This window comes from Arsenicicoccus cauae (genome assembly GCF_043162025.1).
Taxonomy (GTDB): Bacteria; Actinomycetota; Actinomycetes; order Actinomycetales; family Dermatophilaceae; genus Arsenicicoccus; species Arsenicicoccus cauae.
In genome coordinates this window covers 87,477-106,718 of sequence record NZ_CP171001.1, presented here as the reverse complement: position 1 = coordinate 106,718, position 19,242 = coordinate 87,477, and the positions used below count along the sequence as shown (strand labels likewise).

General features: G+C 71.4%; 16 protein-coding genes. 10 read left to right on the top strand and 6 right to left on the bottom strand.

Annotated elements, in window-relative coordinates; translation table 11 throughout:
- Positions 1-7 precede the first annotated feature (7 nt).
- Positions 8-1,216 (bottom strand): DNA recombination protein RmuC, encoded by a 1,209-nt coding sequence (locus ACF3NS_RS00465; RefSeq protein ID WP_289032617.1) that lies wholly within the window; start codon positions 1,214-1,216, stop codon positions 8-10.
- A 97-nt stretch (positions 1,217-1,313) separates the two neighbouring features.
- On the opposite strand from ACF3NS_RS00465, the gene ACF3NS_RS00460 reads away from it, so the two are divergent.
- Positions 1,314-2,417: a metallophosphoesterase gene (locus ACF3NS_RS00460; RefSeq protein WP_392467235.1), complete on the top strand. Its 1,104-nt coding sequence runs from the start codon at positions 1,314-1,316 to the stop codon at positions 2,415-2,417.
- 105 nt (positions 2,418-2,522) lie between these two features.
- On the opposite strand, the gene ACF3NS_RS00455 is transcribed toward ACF3NS_RS00460, so the two are convergent.
- Complete coding sequence (locus ACF3NS_RS00455) at positions 2,523-3,554, bottom strand: esterase/lipase family protein (RefSeq protein ID WP_392467234.1); 1,032 nt, start codon at positions 3,552-3,554, stop codon at positions 2,523-2,525.
- Between the two features lie 261 nt (positions 3,555-3,815).
- Here ACF3NS_RS00455 and ychF point away from each other — a divergent pair, with 261 nt between their 5' ends.
- Positions 3,816-4,901: a redox-regulated ATPase YchF gene (gene ychF, locus ACF3NS_RS00450; RefSeq protein ID WP_392467233.1), complete on the top strand. Its 1,086-nt coding sequence runs from the start codon at positions 3,816-3,818 to the stop codon at positions 4,899-4,901.
- A gap of 521 nt (positions 4,902-5,422) precedes the next feature.
- Entirely contained in the window at positions 5,423-6,481 is a 1,059-nt protein-coding gene (locus ACF3NS_RS00445) for an LLM class flavin-dependent oxidoreductase (RefSeq protein WP_392467232.1), read from the top strand.
- Here the strand turns inward: ACF3NS_RS00445 and ACF3NS_RS00440 are convergent.
- Positions 6,453-7,850, bottom strand: a complete 1,398-nt coding sequence (locus ACF3NS_RS00440) for an amino acid permease (RefSeq protein WP_392467230.1) — start codon at positions 7,848-7,850, stop codon at positions 6,453-6,455. The two genes, ACF3NS_RS00445 and ACF3NS_RS00440, sit on opposite strands and share 29 nt — an antisense overlap.
- A gap of 92 nt (positions 7,851-7,942) precedes the next feature.
- On the opposite strand from ACF3NS_RS00440, the gene ACF3NS_RS00435 reads away from it, so the two are divergent.
- Positions 7,943-8,557: a hemerythrin domain-containing protein gene (locus ACF3NS_RS00435; protein ID WP_311966715.1), complete on the top strand. Its 615-nt coding sequence runs from the start codon at positions 7,943-7,945 to the stop codon at positions 8,555-8,557.
- 43 nt (positions 8,558-8,600) lie between these two features.
- The gene (locus ACF3NS_RS00430) at positions 8,601-9,458 is read left to right on the top strand and encodes a siderophore-interacting protein (RefSeq protein WP_288798364.1); all 858 of its coding nucleotides are present in this window, start codon (positions 8,601-8,603) and stop codon (positions 9,456-9,458) included.
- A gap of 18 nt (positions 9,459-9,476) precedes the next feature.
- Here ACF3NS_RS00430 and ACF3NS_RS00425 read toward each other — a convergent pair whose 3' ends face one another.
- Positions 9,477-11,576: a phosphocholine-specific phospholipase C gene (locus ACF3NS_RS00425; protein WP_392467228.1), complete on the bottom strand. Its 2,100-nt coding sequence runs from the start codon at positions 11,574-11,576 to the stop codon at positions 9,477-9,479.
- 142 nt (positions 11,577-11,718) lie between these two features.
- Between ACF3NS_RS00425 and ACF3NS_RS00420 the strand changes: the two genes are divergently transcribed.
- Together ACF3NS_RS00420 and ACF3NS_RS00415 are read left to right on the top strand one after the other, a co-directional pair.
- The gene (locus ACF3NS_RS00420) at positions 11,719-11,898 is read left to right on the top strand and encodes a hypothetical protein (RefSeq protein ID WP_230083036.1); all 180 of its coding nucleotides are present in this window, start codon (positions 11,719-11,721) and stop codon (positions 11,896-11,898) included.
- A 160-nt stretch (positions 11,899-12,058) separates the two neighbouring features.
- Entirely contained in the window at positions 12,059-14,296 is a 2,238-nt protein-coding gene (locus ACF3NS_RS00415; protein ID WP_392467226.1) for an immune inhibitor A domain-containing protein, read from the top strand.
- Between the two features lie 107 nt (positions 14,297-14,403).
- Here the strand turns inward: ACF3NS_RS00415 and ACF3NS_RS00410 are convergent, their stop codons facing one another.
- Entirely contained in the window at positions 14,404-14,601 is a 198-nt protein-coding gene (locus tag ACF3NS_RS00410; protein ID WP_392467225.1) for a DUF3237 family protein, read from the bottom strand.
- 105 nt (positions 14,602-14,706) lie between these two features.
- Between ACF3NS_RS00410 and ilvD the strand changes: the two genes are divergently transcribed.
- Complete coding sequence (gene ilvD / locus ACF3NS_RS00405; protein ID WP_154594371.1) at positions 14,707-16,548, top strand: dihydroxy-acid dehydratase; 1,842 nt, start codon at positions 14,707-14,709, stop codon at positions 16,546-16,548.
- A 56-nt stretch (positions 16,549-16,604) separates the two neighbouring features.
- On the opposite strand, the gene ACF3NS_RS00400 is transcribed toward ilvD, so the two are convergent.
- Positions 16,605-17,084 (bottom strand): DUF4188 domain-containing protein, encoded by a 480-nt coding sequence (locus ACF3NS_RS00400; RefSeq protein ID WP_034251324.1) that lies wholly within the window; start codon positions 17,082-17,084, stop codon positions 16,605-16,607.
- A gap of 77 nt (positions 17,085-17,161) precedes the next feature.
- On the opposite strand from ACF3NS_RS00400, the gene ACF3NS_RS00395 reads away from it, so the two are divergent.
- Together ACF3NS_RS00395 and ACF3NS_RS00390 are read left to right on the top strand one after the other, a co-directional pair.
- Positions 17,162-17,740, top strand: coding sequence for a TetR/AcrR family transcriptional regulator (locus ACF3NS_RS00395; RefSeq protein WP_154594370.1), 579 nt, complete (start codon positions 17,162-17,164; stop codon positions 17,738-17,740).
- 254 nt (positions 17,741-17,994) lie between these two features.
- Positions 17,995-19,047 (top strand): IS110 family transposase, encoded by a 1,053-nt coding sequence (locus tag ACF3NS_RS00390; protein WP_392467223.1) that lies wholly within the window; start codon positions 17,995-17,997, stop codon positions 19,045-19,047.
- Positions 19,048-19,242: the final 195 nt, after the last annotated feature.

Sequence of the window (19,242 nt, the reverse complement as noted above, 5' to 3'; positions counted from 1 at the left end):
CCTCGGCTCAGGCGGTCTCGTCACGGCGGACGATCGCCTCCCGCTGCGGCCCGGAGAGGTCCAGCTCGGGACGGCGCACGTCCTCGTCGAGCGCGTCGAGCAGCTCCGCCGACGTCAGGGGGCGGGCCGCCGTCTCCACGACGTCGACGGTGGGCGGCGCCGCCGACACCAGCTCGAGCTCGTGCATGCGTCGTGCCGTCACGAGGACCCGTGACTCGAGGGTGCCGACCATGGCGTTGTAGGCCTCGACCGACCGGGACAGCTGGGCCCCGAGCCGGGTGGTGTGCCCGGCGAGGGTGCCGATGCGGGCGTAGAGCTCCTTGCCGAGCGCCAGCAGCTGGGCGGCGTTGCTGGCCAGGGCGTCCTGCTGCCAGGTGAAGGCGACCGTGCGCAGCAGCGCGAGCAGCGTGGCCGGAGAGGCCAGCACGACGCGTCGGGCCAAGGCGTCGTCATACAGCGTCGGGTCGTGCGCGAGGCCGGCGGCGAGCACGGCGTCGGACGGCACGAAGCAGACGACCATCTCGGGCGTGGTGGGGAAGGCGGTCCAGTAGGCCTTGGCGGCGAGCGTGTCGACGTGCCCGCGCAGCGCGCCGGCGTGGGCACGCAGGTGCGCCGATCGCTGCGTCTCGTCGAGGCCCTCGGCCTGCGCCGCCAGGAACCGCGTCAGGGGCGCCTTGGCGTCGATGACCAGCACCTTGGCGCCGGGCAGGCGCACGACCGCGTCGGGACGCACGGCCGCGTCGTGCTCGCTGACGGCGCTCACCTGCTCGTCGAAGTCGCACCGCGCGAGCAGGCCCGCGTGCTCGAGCAGCCGCCGCAGCTGGGCCTCCCCCCACGCCCCGCGCACGCTGCTGGACTGCAGCGACCCTGCCAGCGAGGCGGTCTGGTCGCGCAGGGCCGCGGTCGTGGCGGTGACCTCCTCGAGACGGCTGCCGAGGGCGCCATACTGCAGCTGTCGGTCCCGCTCGAGCGTCCCGACGGTCCGCTCCATCCGCGAGAGGGCCTCGCGCATGGGGGCCAGCGTCGCCGAGGTCTGGGAGTCCTCCGCGAGGCTGGTCTCGAGGTCGAGGCAGCGCTCGCGCAGCAGGTCGCGCTCGGCCGTCACCCCGGCGAGCGCGGTGCGGCCGGCCTCGCCCGAGCCCCGTAGCGCCAGCCAGGTGACCAGCGTGCCGAGGGCGATCCCCACGAGGAGACCGGTGACCAGGTTCACGTCCATGGCTGCAGCCAAGCACCCACCACCGACAGACCCTGTTCACCTCGCCGCAACGAGGGATCTACCGATCAGTAGGCCCGAGCGTCCTAGCCTCGCCCGCATGCGCCTCACCCCAGTCCTCGCCACCGTCGCCGCGGCCACGTTCACGCTCGCCGCGACGCCCGCCCACGCCGCCACGACTGCCACGACCGAGCCGGACGGCGCCTTCCGCGACCCCGCCACCTATGACCTCGCGATCGCGCACATCACCGACACCCAGTACCTCAGCCAGTGCGCCAACGGCGCCGGCATCCTCCCGGCCAAGATGAAGCGTTGCCAGGCGATCTACACCGGCATGAACCAGTGGATCGTCGACAACAGCGCCACCCGCAAGATCGCCTACACCGCGCACACCGGTGACCTCGTCGACTCCTACTGGTTCAAGACCCCCAACCTCGCCAAGGGCGAGTTCTCCTGGGCCGCCAAGGCGCAGGCCGTGCTGGACGACTCGGGCATGCCCAATGGCGTGCTCCCCGGCAACCACGACAACGCCCGAGGCGCCGACTCCTCGGTCTACAACCAGTTCTTCGGCCCGGCCCGCTACCAGGCCGCCAGCGCCCGCGCCACCCAGCCCTACTACCAGGGCCCCTGGAAGGCCGGCGACAACAGCAACCACGTCGACACCTTCCGGGCGGGCGGCGTGGACTTCGCCGTCGTCCACCTCGGCTACCAGCCCAGCGACGCCGCCCTGGCCTGGGCCGATGCCGAGATCAAGAAGCGCCCGCGCGCCAATGTCATCGTCGCCACCCACGCCTACCTGAAGCCCGGCCCTGCCCCGGACGGCGTCGGCGCCCCCCTGAGCGACGACGGCGCCCGCGTCCGCGGCCGCGTCGTCGACCCCAACCCCAACGTCTTCCTCGTGCTCTCCGGGCACGAGCACGGCGTCGGGCGCAACGTCCGCCAGGACGCCGGCAGCCCCGGACACCAGGTCATCGAGCTGATGGCCGACTACCAGGACTACGACGCGGGCTGGGACGGCCGCGGGCACGCGGGCTTCGTGCGGCTGCTGCAGATGGACGTGCAGCGCGGCGAGCTGACCGTCGACACCTTCTCCCCGTCGCTGCAGTCCTTCCGCAGCCGCGACTACGACACCAAGATCGGTCGGCACTACAGCGGCGCCGAGGACGAGTTCACCCTCCCGGTCACCTTCCTGCGCCCGGCCTGAGCCCCGACGCGACCAGGCGGTATGCCGGGCGGGCGGGCGCTCGGCATACCGCCTGGTCGGCGCGCACCCACCGGGTCTGCGAAGGGGGCGTCTCGCGGGGTTCGGCTACTGGACGTAGCCCGGCACGTAGACGCACAGGGGCGCCTTGGCCTTCGCCGGCTGGAGGGTGTTGAGCACCACCTGCAGCGCCACCGGGTCGTAGGTGAAGCCGAAGTGGTCGGTGTGGTCGAGCCGGCACAGGTCCTGCATGACGATGTTGGTCACGCCGGGCTCGTGGATGAGGGCGTTGGTCCAGGGCGTGACGACGTCGTCGTAGCGGGTGGTGAGCACGGTGTACTTCACGCCCGGCTGGGTCAGCCCGCCCGCGTTGAGCTCGGTGAGGAAGGGCGAGCCCATGAGCTGCTCGGGCAGGGCGTAGTTGTTGTGCAGCCGGGCGTTGGTGCCGAGCGCCCAGTTGGCGGGCGTGCCCTCCTTGGCCAGCAGCCGGTCCAGGCCGTAGACGGTCGTGCCGTGGTTGGAGGGCACCAGGCCGATCAGCTGGTTGACCTTGACGGCGCCGCCCTCGTACTTCAGGTAGGCGCGGGGGAGGGGGCCGCCGCCCTGGGAGTGGCCGACGAGGTCGACCTTGTCGGCGCCGGTGCTGGCGAGCACGCGGTCGACGAAGGTGCCGAGGAACTGCGCCGAGCTGCGGATGTGCCCGGAGAAGGGCTTGGCCTCGTCGATGGGGTTCGTGACCGGGTTGACGTTGAAGGTGTAGACGCACAGCCCGGCCGCCTTGAGCCGTGGGGCGTAGGCCGACCAGGTGGCGAAGGCGTCCTCGCCCGTGCCCGGGATCAGCACGACCGGCCGGGTGCCCGCGGCGGGCTTGCAGGTCCAGTCGTTGGCGCCGACCGGGCGGGAGCCGGGGTGCAGCTTGGAGTGGGTCGACGCGGCGGGCCAGGTCAGGAAGGCCGGGCCGACCGGGCCGGCGGGCACGCCCTCGGGGCTGTGCGGCGACATCACCGGTGGCTCGACGGGCTGGGGGGCGGGTGCGGGGGCGGGGGCCGGAGCGGGGTCGGCGGCGAAGGCCGAGGCAGGGGCGGCGAGGGTGAGAGCGGCCGCGGAGGCGACCGCGGCGACGATGCGGCGCATGGTCATGATGACTCCTCGAAGACGTTCGCGAGCGTCGTTACTCGCGAGTACGTGCTCTCGACGCTAGGACCGTCCCCCGCGACCCGTCACGCCGGGTGAGAGCACGTGCACGGCCGGGCGGGCGCGCCGCGCATCCGTGCGTCGCCCGCGAGACCCCGCCCGCGAGACCCCGGTATGCCGGGCGCCGGGGGCTCGGCATACCACCGGCTCCCGCGCCCTCGCCGCGTGGCCGGGGTCTGTCCGACCCAGCCGATAGACTCGCGTCCCGTGGCTCTGACTATCGGGATCGTGGGACTGCCCAACGTGGGCAAGTCGACCATGTTCAACGCCCTGACCAAGAACAACGTGCTCGCCGCGAACTACCCCTTCGCGACCATCGAGCCCAACGTGGGCGTGGTCCCGCTGCCCGACCCGCGGCTGAAGGTGCTGGCCGGGATCTTCGGGTCGGAGAAGATCCTGCCCGCGACCGTGTCCTTCGTGGACATCGCGGGGATCGTGCGCGGCGCGTCCGAGGGGGAGGGGCTGGGCAACAAGTTCCTCGCCAACATCCGCGAGTCCGACGCGATCTGCCAGGTCATCCGCGCCTTCGACGACGACGACGTGGTGCACGTCGACGGCAAGGTGTCTCCGAGCAGCGACATCGAGACCATCAACACCGAGCTGATCCTGGCCGACCTGCAGACCCTGGAGCGGGCGATCCCGCGCCTGGAGAAGGAGGTCAAGGGCAAGAAGACGGACAAGGCGATCTTGGACAACGCGCTCGCGGCGCAGAAGGTCCTCGAGGAGGGTCACACCCTCTATGCGCGCGGCGAGGCGGTCGGCGTCGACCTGGCCGCGATCAAGGAGCTCTTCCTGCTCACGACCAAGCCCTTCCTCTACGTCTTCAACGTCGACGAGGACCAGCTCACCGACACCGCGCTGCAGGCCGAGCTGCAGGAGCTGGTCGCGCCGGCCGACGCGATCTTCCTCAACGCCAAGCTCGAGATGGACCTCGCCGAGCTCGACGAGGACGAGGCCGCCGAGCTGCTCGAGTCCGTGGGCGTGACCGAGCCTGGCCTGGACCAGCTGGCGCACAAGGGATTTCACACCCTCGGGCTGCAGACCTACCTGACGGCCGGCCCCAAGGAGTCCCGCGCGTGGACGATCCGCAAGGGCTGGACCGCCCCGCAGGCGGCCGGCGTGATCCACACCGACTTCGAGCGCGGCTTCATCAAGGCCGAGGTCGTGTCGTATGACGACCTGGTCGCCGCGGGGTCGATGCAGAAGGCCAAGGAGGCCGGCAAGGTGCGCATCGAGGGCAAGGACTACGTCATGCACGACGGCGACGTGGTCGAGTTCAGGTTCAACGTCTAGCACCTGCTCGGTCGTGTGCCTCGATGGCCGCGCTTCTCCTTGCGCCCCCAGGACGTGACACCGAGGCGGCGCGGCTGCCGTCCCGGCAGATCGGGTGAGTCTGTGGCTGGTCTACGCGCAGCGGACTCACCCGGTGTGCGTCGGGCGGTGGGTCGCGGGGGCTTGCCTGCCCGTATGCCGGTCCCGCCGTCATGTGGGTTGACGGCATACGGCAAGGCTCCTGACCTCGCGCCCACGGCATCCCCCCGCTGCCGGTGCTCAGCGCCACCGACCGCGACCGCCGCGTGACCTCGCGCCCGTCAACGTCGCTCGCCGGCCCATTGCGCGTCGCACACGACCGCTGCGGAGGCCAGCGCCACCACGGTCCTGGCCGCGCACGCCCATCGCAGCGGCCCGGTGGCCACCGCCCAGCTCGCCAGCGCGGCGCACCCCCACAGCACCAGCAGCCGGCGGGCGGGTCACGGGCCGTGCGTCCGCGACCGCCCCGGAATCCCCGGCTGCCGAACCGCGTTAAGGGGCGCATGAAGGCCTTCGGATTCCTCAGCTTCGGCCACTACGGCTACGGGCGGGGCCCGGGCGACCCGAGTGCCCGCGAGTCACTGCTGGACGCCATCGAGATCGCCCGGCAGGCCGACGAGCTCGGCGTCAACGGCGCGTACTTCCGGGTGCACCACTTCGCTCGCCAGTCCGCGAGCCCGATGCCGCTGCTCGCCGCCATCGCCGCGACGACGCAGCGCATCGAGGTCGGCACCGGCGTGATCGACATGCGCTACGAGAACCCGCTCTACCTCGCCGAGGAGGCCGCGCAGCTCGACCTCATCGCCGGCAACCGGATCGCCCTCGGCATCTCCCGCGGCAGCCCCGAGCCGGCACGCCGCGGCTGGGAGGCGTTTGGCTACACGGGGTCCGAGGACCCGCGCGGGGCGGACATCGCCCGCGCCAAGTTCGAGACCTTCCTCGATGCCGTCTCCGGCGGGTGGATGGCCGACGCCGACCCCGACCAGTTCGGTTCCGGGGGCCGGCTGCGGGTCGAGCCCCAGTCGCCCGGCCTCGCCGAGCGCATCTGGTGGGGTGCCGGCAGCCGCGACACCGCCGAGTGGACGGGCCGGCTCGGGCTCAACCTCATGAGCTCGACGCTGCTCACCGAGGCCACCGGCGCGTCCTTCGCGGACCTGCAGCGCGAGCAGATCGAGCGCTACCGCACGGCCTTCCGCGAGGCCGGCCACGAGCGGGTGCCGCGGGTGTCGGTGAGCCGCAGCGTCTTCCCGATCGTGGACAGCGGCGACCTGATGTGGGGCCAGCTGCGCGGCGGCGGCAGCGACCAGGTCGGCACGATCGACGGCTTCACCTCGACCTTCGGCAAGTCGTATGTCGGAGAGCCCGACCGCCTCGTCACCGAGCTGCAGGCGGACGCCGCCGTCCAGGCCGCCGACACGCTGATGCTGACGATCCCCTCCCAGCTCGGCGTCGAGGCCAACGTCAAGATCCTGCGCAACTTCGCCGAGCACGTGGCGCCCGCCCTCGGGTGGGAGCCCAACCAGGACGGCCCGGTCAGCGGCTACCCCGACGGCCCGCGCTGAGGCGCTGCGCCGCCACCAGCACGACGAGGGTCACGAGGCCGGTCCACAGCGCCGGCCGTGACTGCGCGCTCGCGCCGAGCAGCGCCAGCACCCCCACCATGAACGCCACCGCGACCCAGCCCGCGACAGGCCATCCGGGCGCGGGGAAGGCGCCGGGCGCGAGCTCGCCGCGGGCGATCCGGCGCTTCATCGCGAGGTGCGAGAGCAGGATCATCAGCCACACGAAGACCGTCGCGAAGCTCGCGACCGACGCCACGAGCACGAAGACGTTCTCGGGGACCAGCACGTCGAGCACGAGCCCCACGGTGAGCGCCGCCGCCACGAACCCGACCGCGGCGACCGGCACCCCGCGGTGGTTGGTGCGCGCCAGGGCCTCGGGGGCGTCGCCCTGCTCCGCGAGCCCGTGCAGCATCCGGCCGATGGAGAAGGTGATGGCGTTGAGCGCCGAGAACGCCGCGGTGATCACGACCGCGTTGAGCACGTGCGCGGCGGCGGGGAGCCCCACGGCGTCGAAGATCTGCACGAACGCGCTCGACCGCCCGTCCACCGTCGTCCACGGCGCGAGGCACAGGATGACGCCGATGGCCCCGACGTAGAACAGGAGCACGCGCCACGGGATCGTGTTGATCGCGCGGGGGATCGCGCGCCCGGGGTCCTGCGCCTCGGCGGCGGACAGCCCCAGGGTCTCGATCCCGCCGAACGCGAACACCACGACGGTGAACGAGACGAACACCCCCCACAGGCCGTATGGCGCGAATCCGTCATGCGCCCAGAGGTTCTCGATGCCGGGGGTGCTGCCGCCGGGGAGGTGCAGGCCGAGCACCAGGATCGCGAGTCCCGCGACGATCATTGCGACGATGGCGGTGACCTTGACCAGGGACAACCAGAACTCCGTCTCGCCGAACACCTTCACGTGGACGAGGTTGAGCCCGGTGACGAGGGCGATGGCGCCGGCCACCCACACCCAGCCAGGGACCGCGGGCCACCAGTGACCGAGATAGATGGTGAGGGCCGTGACGTCCGCGACGGCCACGACGAGCATCTCGATGACGAACATCCACCCCGTGACGAAGCCGCCGAGGGGCCCGAGGTAGGTCCGGGCGTAGCGGCCGAACGAGCCGGCGCCGGGGTCGCGCACCGCCATCTCGCCAAGGGCCCGCATGACCAGGAAGACCGCGAGACCGGCGACGACATACGCGACCAGCACGGCCGGCCCGGCCATCTGGATCGCGCCGGCGGAGCCGTAGAAGAGGCCCGTGCCGATGGCGGACCCCAGGGCGATGAACTGCACGTGCCGTGTCGTGAGGCCCCGCACGAGGGTGTGCGGCTGGGCGGCGGCGAGTCGGGGCGGGGACGACGACGGCGACACGTGGGTCCTTCCTGTGGGCAACCGCCCCAGGTTAGACGTCGAGGTCAGGGGTATACCCTCGACGACACATGGCGGTATCGAGGAGGCACCGAGTGGACATCACCGACATCATCCTGGAGCAGCACGCGCAGCAGCGGGCGGCGTTCGCGCAGCTGGAGGAGTGGCCCAAGCAGGACGTCGAGGGACTGACGGCGCTGTGGCAGCGACTGCAGATCTTCCTGGAGACGCACGCCGAGGCCGAGGAGCGCTTCTTCTACCCGCACCTGCTCGACGAGGGCACCGGCGCCGCGGACGCGGACGACGGCACCGTCGAGGGCGAGGTGGAGGACGCCATCAAGGACCACAACAAGCTGCGCGACGCCATCCGCCGGGCCGGCGAGGTAGAGGTCGGCTCGGACGCCTGGTGGGAGGCGGTCACGGACGCCGACGTCGTCAACTCCGAGCACATGGGGGAGGAGGAGCGGCAGGACCTGCGCGACTTCCGCGACCACGCGAGCCTGCAGCAGCGGCACGACATCGCGGTGGACTTCCTGCGCTGGCAGGCCCAGAAGGCGGCCGACGGCATCACGCCCGTCGACAAGGACGCCGAGGCGTACGTCGAGGACCCCGAGGCCGAGCTGGCCCAGGCCGAGGACTCGGCGCAGGCCGCCAGCGGTACCGCCACGAAGGCTGCGAAGAAGGCGTCGGCCAAGAAGGCTGCGAAGTAAGCGGCCAAGTAGCCCGTCCCGCGCCTGAGGTTAGGCTGCCCTCATGAGCGAGCAGCGACGGCCCCGGGTGATGCGCAGGGCCACCGTCACAGGCACCGAGCGACTCACCCGGGACCTCGTGCGCGTGCACCTCGAGGGACCCGACCTCACAGCGATCGACCCGTCCGAGCACACGGACCGCTATGTCAAGCTGCTCTTCGCGCCCGCGGGTGCGGCCTACGACTGGCCCTTCGACCCCGACCGGATCCGCGACGAGCGGCCGCGCGAGCAGTGGCCGGTGACGCGCACCTACACGATCCGCAGCCTGGACCCCGTGGCGGGGCGGATGGCGCTGGACTTCGTGGTCCACGGCGACGAGGGTCTGGCCGGGCCCTGGGCGGCGGCCGCGCGACCCGGCGACGGCATCGGCTTCCACGGCCCCGGCGGCGGGTGGGGACCCGACCCGGCCGCCGATCTCCACCTGCTGGTGGGCGACGAGTCGGCGGCGCCCGCGATCGCGGCGACCCTCGACGCCCTGCCGCACGACGCGCGGGCTCGCGTCTTCCTCGAGGTCGAGGACGCGACCACCCACGTGCCGCTCCGGAGCACGCCGGGCATCGAGGTCACCTGGGTGCACCGCGACGAGGCGGGCGGCCGGTATGGCGTGGCCCTGGCCCGGGCCGTGCGTGAGGCGGGGCTGCCGGGCGGGGACGTCCGGGCGTTCGTGCACGGCAACGCCGACATGATCAAGGATCTGCGGCGCTACCTCTTCGTCGAGCAGGGGATGCCTCGGGACCGCGTCTCCATCTCGGGGTACTGGCGCACGGGGCAGGACGAGGACGCCTGGCAGGCCGGCAAGCGGGACTTCGTGGCCGCGATGGAGCAGGAGCAGGACGGCCCGGCCCCGACGCCGACCGCCTGAGCAGCCCCGCGGCTCGGCTCAGCGGCCCAGCTGCGGGTCGCTCACGCTCGGCGCGCCGGTCTCCAGGTGGCCCGCCAGGACGCGGCGGAACGAGGTGCCGGGCACGGTCACGGTCAGGTCGTACCACCCGCCCGAGCGCCGCGTGTCGACCCGCACCGCCGAGCGGGACCGGCCCTTGCCGCGTCCGTGGTCGCGCAGGCTGGCGCTGCCCGCACCGCGCTCGTCGTGCTCGTCGCGTGCGGCCTCGCCGACGCCGCCCTCGGCGCCCTCTACGTCGTCACCGGCGCGCAGCGCGGCCGGGTAGGCGCTGGTGATCTCCACGTCGACCTCCCGGCCCTGGCGGGTCACGACGAGGCGCAGCCGGCCGGAGTGGCCCTGCGGCTCGAGCGAGACGGTGACCGCGTCCTGGGAGCGGTCGCCGGCATACGACCGGTAGAAGCCATTGGGTCCGTGCACGTCGACGTGGTAAGCGCCGGTGGCGGGCAGCGTCGCGCTGAGGGAGCGTCCCGCCTCGACGGTGTAGCTGTGGGGGGCGGCGGCGGGCTCGAGCAGCCGTGCCTGCAGCGCCGCGCCCAGCCGGCCGCGGTTGGTGAGGGTCAGGACGAGCCCCTGGTCGGTGGGCCGCTCGTCGAGCCGCAGGTCGTAGCCGAGCGGGCGGGCCGGACGGGTCCCCGGCTCCTGGCGGGGCATCGTCCCCGCCGCCGGCGGCACCGGCTTGTAGTCGGGGTGACGCTGCCGGTCGGTGGGCGCCCAGCCGGCCACGTCCATCAGGCGCGGTGGCGCCGCCGGGGTGCGGGAGAAGTCGAACGCGCTGGTCAGGTCCCCGAAGACGGCCCGGCGCCAGGGGGTGATCTGCGGCTCGCGCACCCCGAAGCGCCGCTCCATGAAGCGGATCACCGAGGTGTGGTCGAAGGCCTCCGAGCACACCCAGCCGCCGGTGCTCCACGGAGAGATGACCCACATCGGCACACGCGGCCCCGCGCCGTACGCCCCCGACGGGAAGCGCTTGTCGCCGGCCTTGCCGGGGTAGTACTCGAACTCGGTCGAGACCGTCGAGGCGCCGGGGATGTCGGGGTTGGTCGCCATCGGCGGGACGAGGTGGTCGAAGAAGCCGTCGTTCTCGTCATAGGTGATGAACAGCGCCGTCCTGCTCCACACCTCGGGGTTGCTGGTGAGGGCGTCCAGCACCTGGGCGATGTACCACGCCCCGTAGGCGGTGGGCCAGTTGCTGTGCTCGGAGAAGGCCTCGGGCGCCGAGATGTAGGACACCGCGGGGAGCCGGCCGGCGCGGACGTCCTCGCGCAGGATCCGGAGGTAGTCGTCCCCGGTCCGGGCGGTGGTGCCCCGACGGGCCTTCTCGTAGAGCGCGTCGCCGGGCTTGGCATTGCGGTAGCGGTTGAAGTACAGCAGCGAGGTGTCGCCGTAGTTGCCGATGTAGGGGTCCTGGGTCCAGCCCCACGAGCCTGCGGCGTCCAGGCCGGTGCCCTCGTCCTGGTAGACCTTCCACGACACCCCGGCCGCCTCGAGCCGCTCGGGGTAGGTGGTCCAGTCGTAGCCGAGCTCCTCGTTGTAGAGCTCCGGGCCGCCGCCCTTGCCGTCGTTGCCTACCCACCCGGACCACAGGTAGTAGCGGTTGGGGTCGGTGTTGCCGATGAACGAGCAGTAGTAGCCGTCGCACACCGTGAACGCGTCGGCCAGCTGGTAGTGGAACGCCGCGTCGCGTCGCTCGAGGTGCGCCATCGTCGTCGTGCCCTTGGCGGGCAGCCACCGGTCGTAGCGCCCGCGGTTGACGGCCATCTGGCCGTCCCACCAGCCGTGCGGTAGCCCCTCGAGGAAGGCGTGGCCGAGCTCGTCCTGGTCGGGGCGGAAGGGCAGCACCTCCCGGGTCCCGTCGCTCTGGTGCCACACGTCCTTGCCGCTCGGGAGCACCGCGGGGTGCGGGTCGCGACCTGCAGGAACCGGCGACGGTCCATGGCGGTGACGTGTCGCTCGGGCTGCTGAGGAGGGTGGGACATGGGGGACCTCCGGGTCGGATGAGCTGGTGCGCAGGGGCCTCCTCGCCCCGGGCGACGGGGGCGTGAGTGCCGGGTGACGGCCGTATGACGAGAGCGTGGACACCGTCTCGCCGGGCCGTCACCGAGCCCCGGCCGTCAGCGCAGCCGCGGGCTGACCAGGCCCAGCTCGCAGCCGCGCACGACTGCCGGCACCCGGCTGAGGACCCCCACCTTGGTCATGAGGCGGCCCACGTGCGCCTTGGCCGATGTGCGCGGTCGTCATCGTCGGGCAGAACTACGAGGCGCTGGTCGGTCACACGGACCTCGAGGCCGTGCTCTCGTCATACCTCGGTCTCCCGCTCTTCCTGGCGCTCTGTGCCGGGCACAAGCTGGTCACCCGGTCACGCTCCGTCGACCGGGCCACGGCCGACCTGAGCCGCGGCTGACCCGCACCGATCACGCCCTGTGCTCGCCCGGGGGTCGGGCGAGGAACGAGACGGGATCATTCACTCATTTGGTCCTGTCGGGGTGAATAGGACACGCATAAGGTTCCACCACCCCATACGAATGATGCCGTCGTCGTTCGTGCCCATCATGAGGAGCACCATGAAGCGCACCATCGCGGGCGCCACGGGAGCGATGCTCATCGCCCTGTCGCTGGCCCCCACCGCTCACGCCGTCACGTCACCGCGCGACCCCCAGCCGTCCGGCGCCGCGCAGAAGGACGACCGGTCCCACCCGCTCGGCGACAAGGAGCGCGCCCTGCGCAAGTCGGCCGTCGACAAGGTCGTCAAGGGCGCGGCCAAGGTCGAGACCAACAAGAAGGGCAAGAAGGTCATCAAGGTGGCCAAGGGCCAGTACGTCAACTACGACGTGAACCGTGAGGAGGACATCTTCACGATCCTCGCGGAGTTCGGCGACGGGGTGCACCCGACCACCGGCGGCACCGCCGGTCCGCTGCACAACCAGATCCCGCAGCCCGACCGCTCGCAGGACAACTCCACGATCTGGCGTGCGAACTTCGACCGCGCCCACTACCAGAACCTCATGTTCGGCGACGGCGAGTCCTTCAAGGACTTCTACCTCAAGCAGTCCAACGGTCGCTTCCTCGCCAAGGGCGACGTCTCCGACTGGGTCAAGGTGCCCTACAACGAGGCGCGCTACGGCAGCAACAAGATCTCCGACGCCGCCGGCGCCTGGCCGTTCGTGCAGGACTCCGCCAACGCCTGGTACGCCGCGCAGAAGGCCGCCGGCAAGACCGACGCCGAGATCGCCGCCTACCTCAAGGGCTTCGACAAGATCGACCGCTACGACTACGACCAGGACGGCGACTTCAACGAGCCGGACGGCTACATCGACCACTTCCAGGCCATCCACGCCGGTGAGGGCGAGGAGGCCGGCGGCGGGGCCCAGGGCGAGGACGCCATCTGGTCCCACCGGTGGTACGCCTACTCCAACAACGCCGGCAAGACCGGCCCCGCCACCAACAAGGCCGGCGGTGTGCAGATCGGCACCTCGGGCATCTGGATCGGTGACTACACCACCGAGCCCGAGAACGGCGGCCTCGGCGTCTTCACCCACGAGTTCGGTCACGACCTCGGCCTGCCGGACCTCTACGACACCCAGGGCGGCGACAACGGCACCGGCTTCTGGACCCTGATGAGCGGCGGCTCCTGGCTCAACGACGGCACCGTCGACATCGGCTCCAAGCCCGGCTACATGGGCCCGTGGGAGAAGCTCCAGCTCGGCTGGCTCGACTACCAGACCGTGAGCTACGGCAAGGACGGCAACGTCAAGCTCGGCCCCGCCTCGCTCGCGGGCAAGATGCCGCAGGCCGCGCTCGTGTCGCTGCCCGACAAGACCCGCACCTCCCAGCTCGTCGCCCCGCACTCGGGTAGCAAGCAGTGGTGGTCCGGCGCGGCTGACGACCTCAACGTCACGCTGACCCGCCCGATCGACCTGACCACCGTCAAGACGGCGTCGCTGTCCGCGTGGGTCAACTACCAGACCGAGGCGGAGTACGACTACTTCTACGCCGAGGTCACGGACGACGGCGGAGCCACCTGGAAGCAGCTGGCCACCTACGACGGCAGCTCCGGCGGCTACGTCCAGAAGACGTACGACCTGTCCGCCTACGCCGGCAAGCAGATCAGCTTCCGCTTCCGCTACGCCTCCGACGGCGGCGTCCACAAGCTCGGCGCGTTCGTCGACGACATCACCCTCGTCGCCGACGGGCAGACCGTGTTCACCGACGACGTCGAGGGCGACGCCAAGGGCTGGACGGCCAAGGGCTTCACCCAGGTCGGGGCCAGCTCCTCCGAGGCCGTCACGCATTACTACCTGGCGGAGAACCGCACCTACACCGGCTACGACCGCTACCTCAAGACCGGGCCGTACAACTTCGGCTGGGCCAACACGCGGCCCGACTGGGTGGAGCGCTTCCCCTACCAGGACGGCATGCTCGTCTGGTACATCAACAACGAGTACACCGACAACAACACGTCGGTCCACCCCGGTGGCGGCCAGGTCCTCCCGGTCGACGCGCGTCCCACGCCGATCCGCTTCCCCGACGGGGCGCTGCTCGGCAACCGTCGTCAGCCCTTCGACGCGACCTTCGGACTGCAGGCGACCGACCCGGTGACCTTCCACCGCAACGGCCAGGCGGTCACCGTGCCGTCCCAGCCGGCGATCCCGACCTTCGACGACAGCGACCCCAACCGCTACTGGTCGGCCGCCAACCCGTGGTCCTCCACCAAGGTGGCCGGCGCGGGCGTCAAGATCACGGTCAACAACATGGCCAAGCAGGGCGACCAGATGAACATCAAGGTCGACTACACCAAGTAGTCCCCGCGGGGCAGGACGACGAGTCCTGACCTGCACGCGAGCGGCCCGGCAGGGAGACCTGCCGGGCCGCTCGGTCTGTCGACGGTGCCCTGGCTGGGCGGGTGGCGTCAGTCGACCACGAAGACGTCGAGGTGCACCGCGTCCGGCGTTCGGCGCCCGGTGCCGCGGAGGATCGGCCCCGCCAGCCAGCCCCAGCGTGGACCGCTCGACGGCAACCGCGGCGTGCAGCGGAAGTAGATGCGGTCGAAGGGGACGACCTCGCCGCGCACCAGGGCGGCGATGTCCGGGGACGGGCGGCGCGCCACCCGCGGTGGGCGACCCGGGGAGGGTGGTCCGCGCACCGTCGCCGTCGCGCCAGCGCTGCGTGAGACGCGCGCCCGTCATACGGACCGGCTGGCTAGTCTGGAGACATGCCCGAACTGCGCTCACGAACCACCACCCACGGACGCAACATGGCCGGGGCGCGCGCCCTGTGGCGTGCGACGGGCATGACCGAGGGCGACTTTGGCAAGCCGATCGTGGCGATCGCCAACTCGTTCACCCAGTTCGTGCCCGGCCACGTGCACCTCAAGGACATGGGCCAGCTGGTCGCCGGCGCGGTCGCCGAGGCGGGCGGGGTGGGGCGGGAGTTCAACACCATCGCCGTCGACGACGGCATCGCCATGGGGCACAGCGGCATGCTCTACTCCCTGCCGAGCCGCGAGATCATCGCCGACTCGGTGGAGTTCATGGTCAACGCGCATCAGGCCGACGCGCTCGTCTGCATCTCCAACTGCGACAAGATCACCCCGGGGATGCTGCTCGCGGCGCTGCGCCTCAACATCCCCACGGTCTTCGTCAGCGGCGGGCCCATGGAGGCCGGCAAGGCCGTCATCGGTCCCGACGGGACCGCGCAGACCCGCCTCGACCTGATCGACGCGATGATCAAGTCCGTGGACGACTCGGTCTCCGACGAGGACATCACCACTATCGAGCAGAACGCCTGCCCCACGTGCGGCTCCTGCTCGGGCATGTTCACCGCCAACTCGATGAACTGCCTCACCGAGGCGCTCGGCCTCTCCCTGCCCGGCAACGGCTCGACGCTCGCCACGGCGAGCGCGCGCAAGGCGCTCTTCGAGCGGGCCGGCCACCTCGTCGTCGAGCTGGCCAAGCGGTGGTATGGCGAGGACGACGACTCGGTCCTGCCGCTGTCGATCGCCACCAAGCCCGCCTTCGCCAACGCCATGCGCCTGGACATCGCCATGGGTGGATCGACCAACACGATCCTGCACCTGCTGGCGGCGGCGCAGGAGGCCGGTGTGGACTTCGACCAGGACGACATCGATGCCCTGTCCCGCGTCACGCCCTGCCTGGTCAAGGTGGCCCCCAACTCCACCCAGTTCTACATGGAGGACGTGCACCGCGCCGGCGGCATCGCCGCGATCCTCGGTGAGCTGCATCGCGCCGGCATGCTCGACGACGACGTCCGCTGCGTGCACTCGCCGTCCTTGGAGCGGTGGCTGCAGGACTGGGACGTCCGTGGGGGTTCCGCGACCCCGGAGGCGATCGAGCTGTTCCACGCTGCTCCCGGCGGGGTGCGCACCACCGAGGCGTTCTCCTCGAGCAACCGGTGGGCGACCCTGGACACCGACCCCGAGAACGGCTGCATCCGGTCGGTCGAGCATGCGTACACCACCGAGGGCGGTCTCGCGGTGCTGCACGGCAACCTCGCCCCGGACGGCTGCATCGTCAAGACGGCCGGCGTCCCCGAGCACCAGTGGTCCTTCAGCGGGCCGGCGCGGGTGGCCGAGTCGCAGGAGGAGGCCGTCTCCAAGATTCTCAACGGCGAGATCCAGGGCGGCGACGTCGTGGTGGTGCGCTACGAGGGCCCGAAGGGTGGGCCGGGGATGCAGGAGATGCTCTATCCCACGAGCTATCTGAAGGGCGTGGGCCTCGGCCCCAAGTGTGCGCTGATCACCGACGGCCGGTTCAGCGGTGGCTCGTCCGGCCTCTCCGTCGGCCACGTCTCCCCGGAGGCCGCGTCGGGCGGGCCGATCGGCCTCGTGCGCGACGGCGACGTCATCGAGTTCGACATCCCGCAGCGCCGGGTCAACCTGCTGGTCCCCGACGAGGAGCTGGAGCGGCGGCGCGCGGAGCAGGACGAGCTCGGCTGGCGGCCCCGCGACCGGGACCGGCAGGTGTCCACGGCGTTGCAGATCTTTGCCCGGTTCGCGCAGAGCGCCGACAAGGGCGCCGCTCGCAAGCTGGACTGACCGGCCCCGCCGAGGGCCCGAGCGAGGCTTGAGCCGGACCGGAGGCGGGCGAGCGGTCAGCTCGAGACGGTGACGCTCATGCGCTGCCGCGCGGTCGACGACCCGCGCCCGACCGGGGTGGTGCCGATCGCCTTGCCCAGGCCGAGGCTGGGCATGTTGACGTAGATCGCCTCCCTCCGGCCGGGTGTCGTCACGTAGGTCTCGTGCCAGACCCCGACGTGCCCGTCCTTGGTGAGTTGTGCGAAGTCGCGCCAGGCCTGCAGGTGCGGGGCGTCCGCGTCGGCCGCGAAGGCCTGCAGCTGCTCCGACGACTCCCAGTACATGAGGACGAGCGGGGAGGGCAGCGCCCACAGGTCGTAGCCGAGCATGCCCGACCCGGGGTCGGTCTCGAGATGCTTCAGCATGCGTGGCATCGCGGTGAAGACTGGCCACCACCGGTCCACGCGCAGCGGGCTGTTGATGCCCATGCCGATGAGGAAGACCGTGATCTCGCGGTCGGAGTCGATGGTGTGGCGACCTAGGTTGATGCGGGGCATGACGCCTCCTGTGGTTCTGGGAGCGTACCGACGAATCATGACACCGTTATAAAACACCGTTATGTTACGGTCGTCAAGTGCCCAGACCCAAGCTGTATGACGACGACCTCCGGGGTCGCCTCATCGCCACGGCTGCCGACCAGGTCGCCGCCGGCGGGCTCGACGGCCTCTCGCTGCGGCGGGTGGCAGAGGAGGCCGGCACCTCGACCAACGCCGTCTACACCGTGTTCGGCGGCAAGGACGGGCTGGTCGGGGCCATGGCGTCCGAGGCGCAGACCTCCTTCGTCGCAGCCCAGCTCGAGGCGGTGGCCGGCCGCGACCCCCTCGACGACCTCCTCGCCCTGGGTCTGGCCTACCGCCGCTGGGCGGTGGAGCACGCGAGCCTGTATGCCGTCATGTTCGGCGGACGGGTGCCGCCGCCCGAGGACTGTGCCGAGGACGGGCTCGCCCCTCTGCTCGGGGTGGTGCAGCGCGTGGCCGACGCCGGCCGGCTGGTCGGGGAGGACGTCCACGCCGCCGCGCTCGCCATCTGGGCTGCCACCCACGGGTGCGTCGCGCTCGAGCTGGCCCTGTGGCCGGACCAGCCGGAGGAGCTCTCGGCGCGCGACTTCGAGCGGCAGCTCGCCGCGCTGACCCGCGCCTGGATCCTCGCCTGACTGTGAGGGTGTGACAGCAGCCCAGCGGTGATGGGCTGTGGTCGTCGGTCTCGTTCGTGACTCCTCGCCTGACTGGCTTCGTGCCTTCCGCGCGACTTGTCCGTTCGGGATCGGCGACCCGGCCCGGTCGAGGTCTGCTGGCCTGATCAGGAGCTTGACCGGCGACGTTAGCGGCGTCGTCGTGTCCCGTCACAGTCCTGCCGTGACCTCTCCCGGACCGGATCAACGTCCATCCGGAGCTAGAGGAGGAACGCATGACCAGTCTGGCCGAAATCGCCGACATCGTCATCGGTGTCGACACCCACGTCGACACCCATACCGCCGCGATCGTGGACACCACGACCGGCGCCGTCCTGGACGAGATGACCATCGCGACCACCCCGCCCGGCTACCAGGACCTGCTGACCTGGGCCGACGATCACTGCCCGGCCCGGGCCTGGGCCATCGAAGGCACCGGCAGCCACGGCGCGGGCCTGACCCGGGCCCTGACCAGCGCCGGCGAGGTCGTCGTCGAGCTCGACCGACCCCAACGCGCCGCCCGCCGCCACGGCGCGAAGTCCGACCCCCTCGACGCGATCCGCGCCGCCCGCGAAGCCCTGACCCGACCCGTCCTCGGCACGCCCCGAGCCGGCGGACAACGCCAGGCCCTATCGGTACTGCTCGCCGCACGACGCTCCGCCGTCGACGCAGCAACGGTCGCTCAACGCCAGTTGTTCTCCTTGATCGTGGCCGCCCCCGAAACCCTGCGCGCGACCTTCCGCGGTGTGACCGGCCCCGAAAGGGTCAAGCGCGCCGCGGTCCTACGCGCCCACCGAGGCGACGACGTCGAGACCGCCACCACCCGCCAGGTCCTACGCACCCTGGCCCGCCGCGTCCAGGCCCTCACCACCGAGGTCGACACCCTCGAGAAGCAGATCACCGTCCTGGTCAAGGCCTGGCGGGCGGACCTGCTCGACCTGCTCGGCGTCGGCCCCATCGTCGCCGCGACCGTCCTGTGCGCCTGGTCCCACCCCGGCCGGATCCACTCCGAAGCCGCGTTCGCGATGCTCGCCGGGATCGCCCCGATCCCCGCGAACAGCGGCCGCGTCACCACCCGATACCGCCTCAACCGGTACGGCGACCACCAGCTCAACCGCGCCATCCACACCATCGTCCTGGCCCGCCAACGCTACGACGAAGCCACGAAGACCTACACCGCCCGCCGCACCGCCGAAGGCAAGACCCCACGCGAGATCCGCCGCTGCCTCAAGCGCTACATCATCCGAGACCTCTACCGAACCCTCGAATCAGGCCCCACCACCCCTTGACGAACCATAGGAGCGTCGGACACTGCCCCGCGACGTGACGCCGGCCCTCCCTGCCCGCTTCGGTGTCGGCCCGACCCCACCCGCCGACCAGAAGTGACCCGTCGGGTCAGGCTGAACGATCAAACCCGCGGTGATGGGACGGTTCGAGCCCCGCCGGGTCATTTTTTGGCGCTACCCGCCCGCGGGCCGGGCCGG

What these genes read in the sequence shown, in the direction of transcription:
- ACF3NS_RS00390 (WP_392467223.1), top strand. Translation starts at nt 17,995, where the DNA reads ATGACCAGTCTGGCCGAAATCGCCGACATCGTCATCGGTGTCGACACC.
- ACF3NS_RS00465 (WP_289032617.1), bottom strand. Translation starts at nt 1,216, where the DNA reads ATGGACGTGAACCTGGTCACCGGTCTCCTCGTGGGGATCGCCCTCGGC.
- ilvD (WP_154594371.1), top strand. Translation starts at nt 14,707, where the DNA reads ATGCCCGAACTGCGCTCACGAACCACCACCCACGGACGCAACATGGCC.
- ACF3NS_RS00460 (WP_392467235.1), top strand. Translation starts at nt 1,314, where the DNA reads ATGCGCCTCACCCCAGTCCTCGCCACCGTCGCCGCGGCCACGTTCACG.
- ACF3NS_RS00430 (WP_288798364.1), top strand. Translation starts at nt 8,601, where the DNA reads ATGAGCGAGCAGCGACGGCCCCGGGTGATGCGCAGGGCCACCGTCACA.
- ACF3NS_RS00445 (WP_392467232.1), top strand. Translation starts at nt 5,423, where the DNA reads ATGAAGGCCTTCGGATTCCTCAGCTTCGGCCACTACGGCTACGGGCGG.
- ACF3NS_RS00455 (WP_392467234.1), bottom strand. Translation starts at nt 3,554, where the DNA reads ATGACCATGCGCCGCATCGTCGCCGCGGTCGCCTCCGCGGCCGCTCTC.
- ACF3NS_RS00415 (WP_392467226.1), top strand. Translation starts at nt 12,059, where the DNA reads ATGAAGCGCACCATCGCGGGCGCCACGGGAGCGATGCTCATCGCCCTG.
- ACF3NS_RS00400 (WP_034251324.1), bottom strand. Translation starts at nt 17,084, where the DNA reads ATGCCCCGCATCAACCTAGGTCGCCACACCATCGACTCCGACCGCGAG.
- ACF3NS_RS00420 (WP_230083036.1), top strand. Translation starts at nt 11,719, where the DNA reads ATGTGCGCGGTCGTCATCGTCGGGCAGAACTACGAGGCGCTGGTCGGT.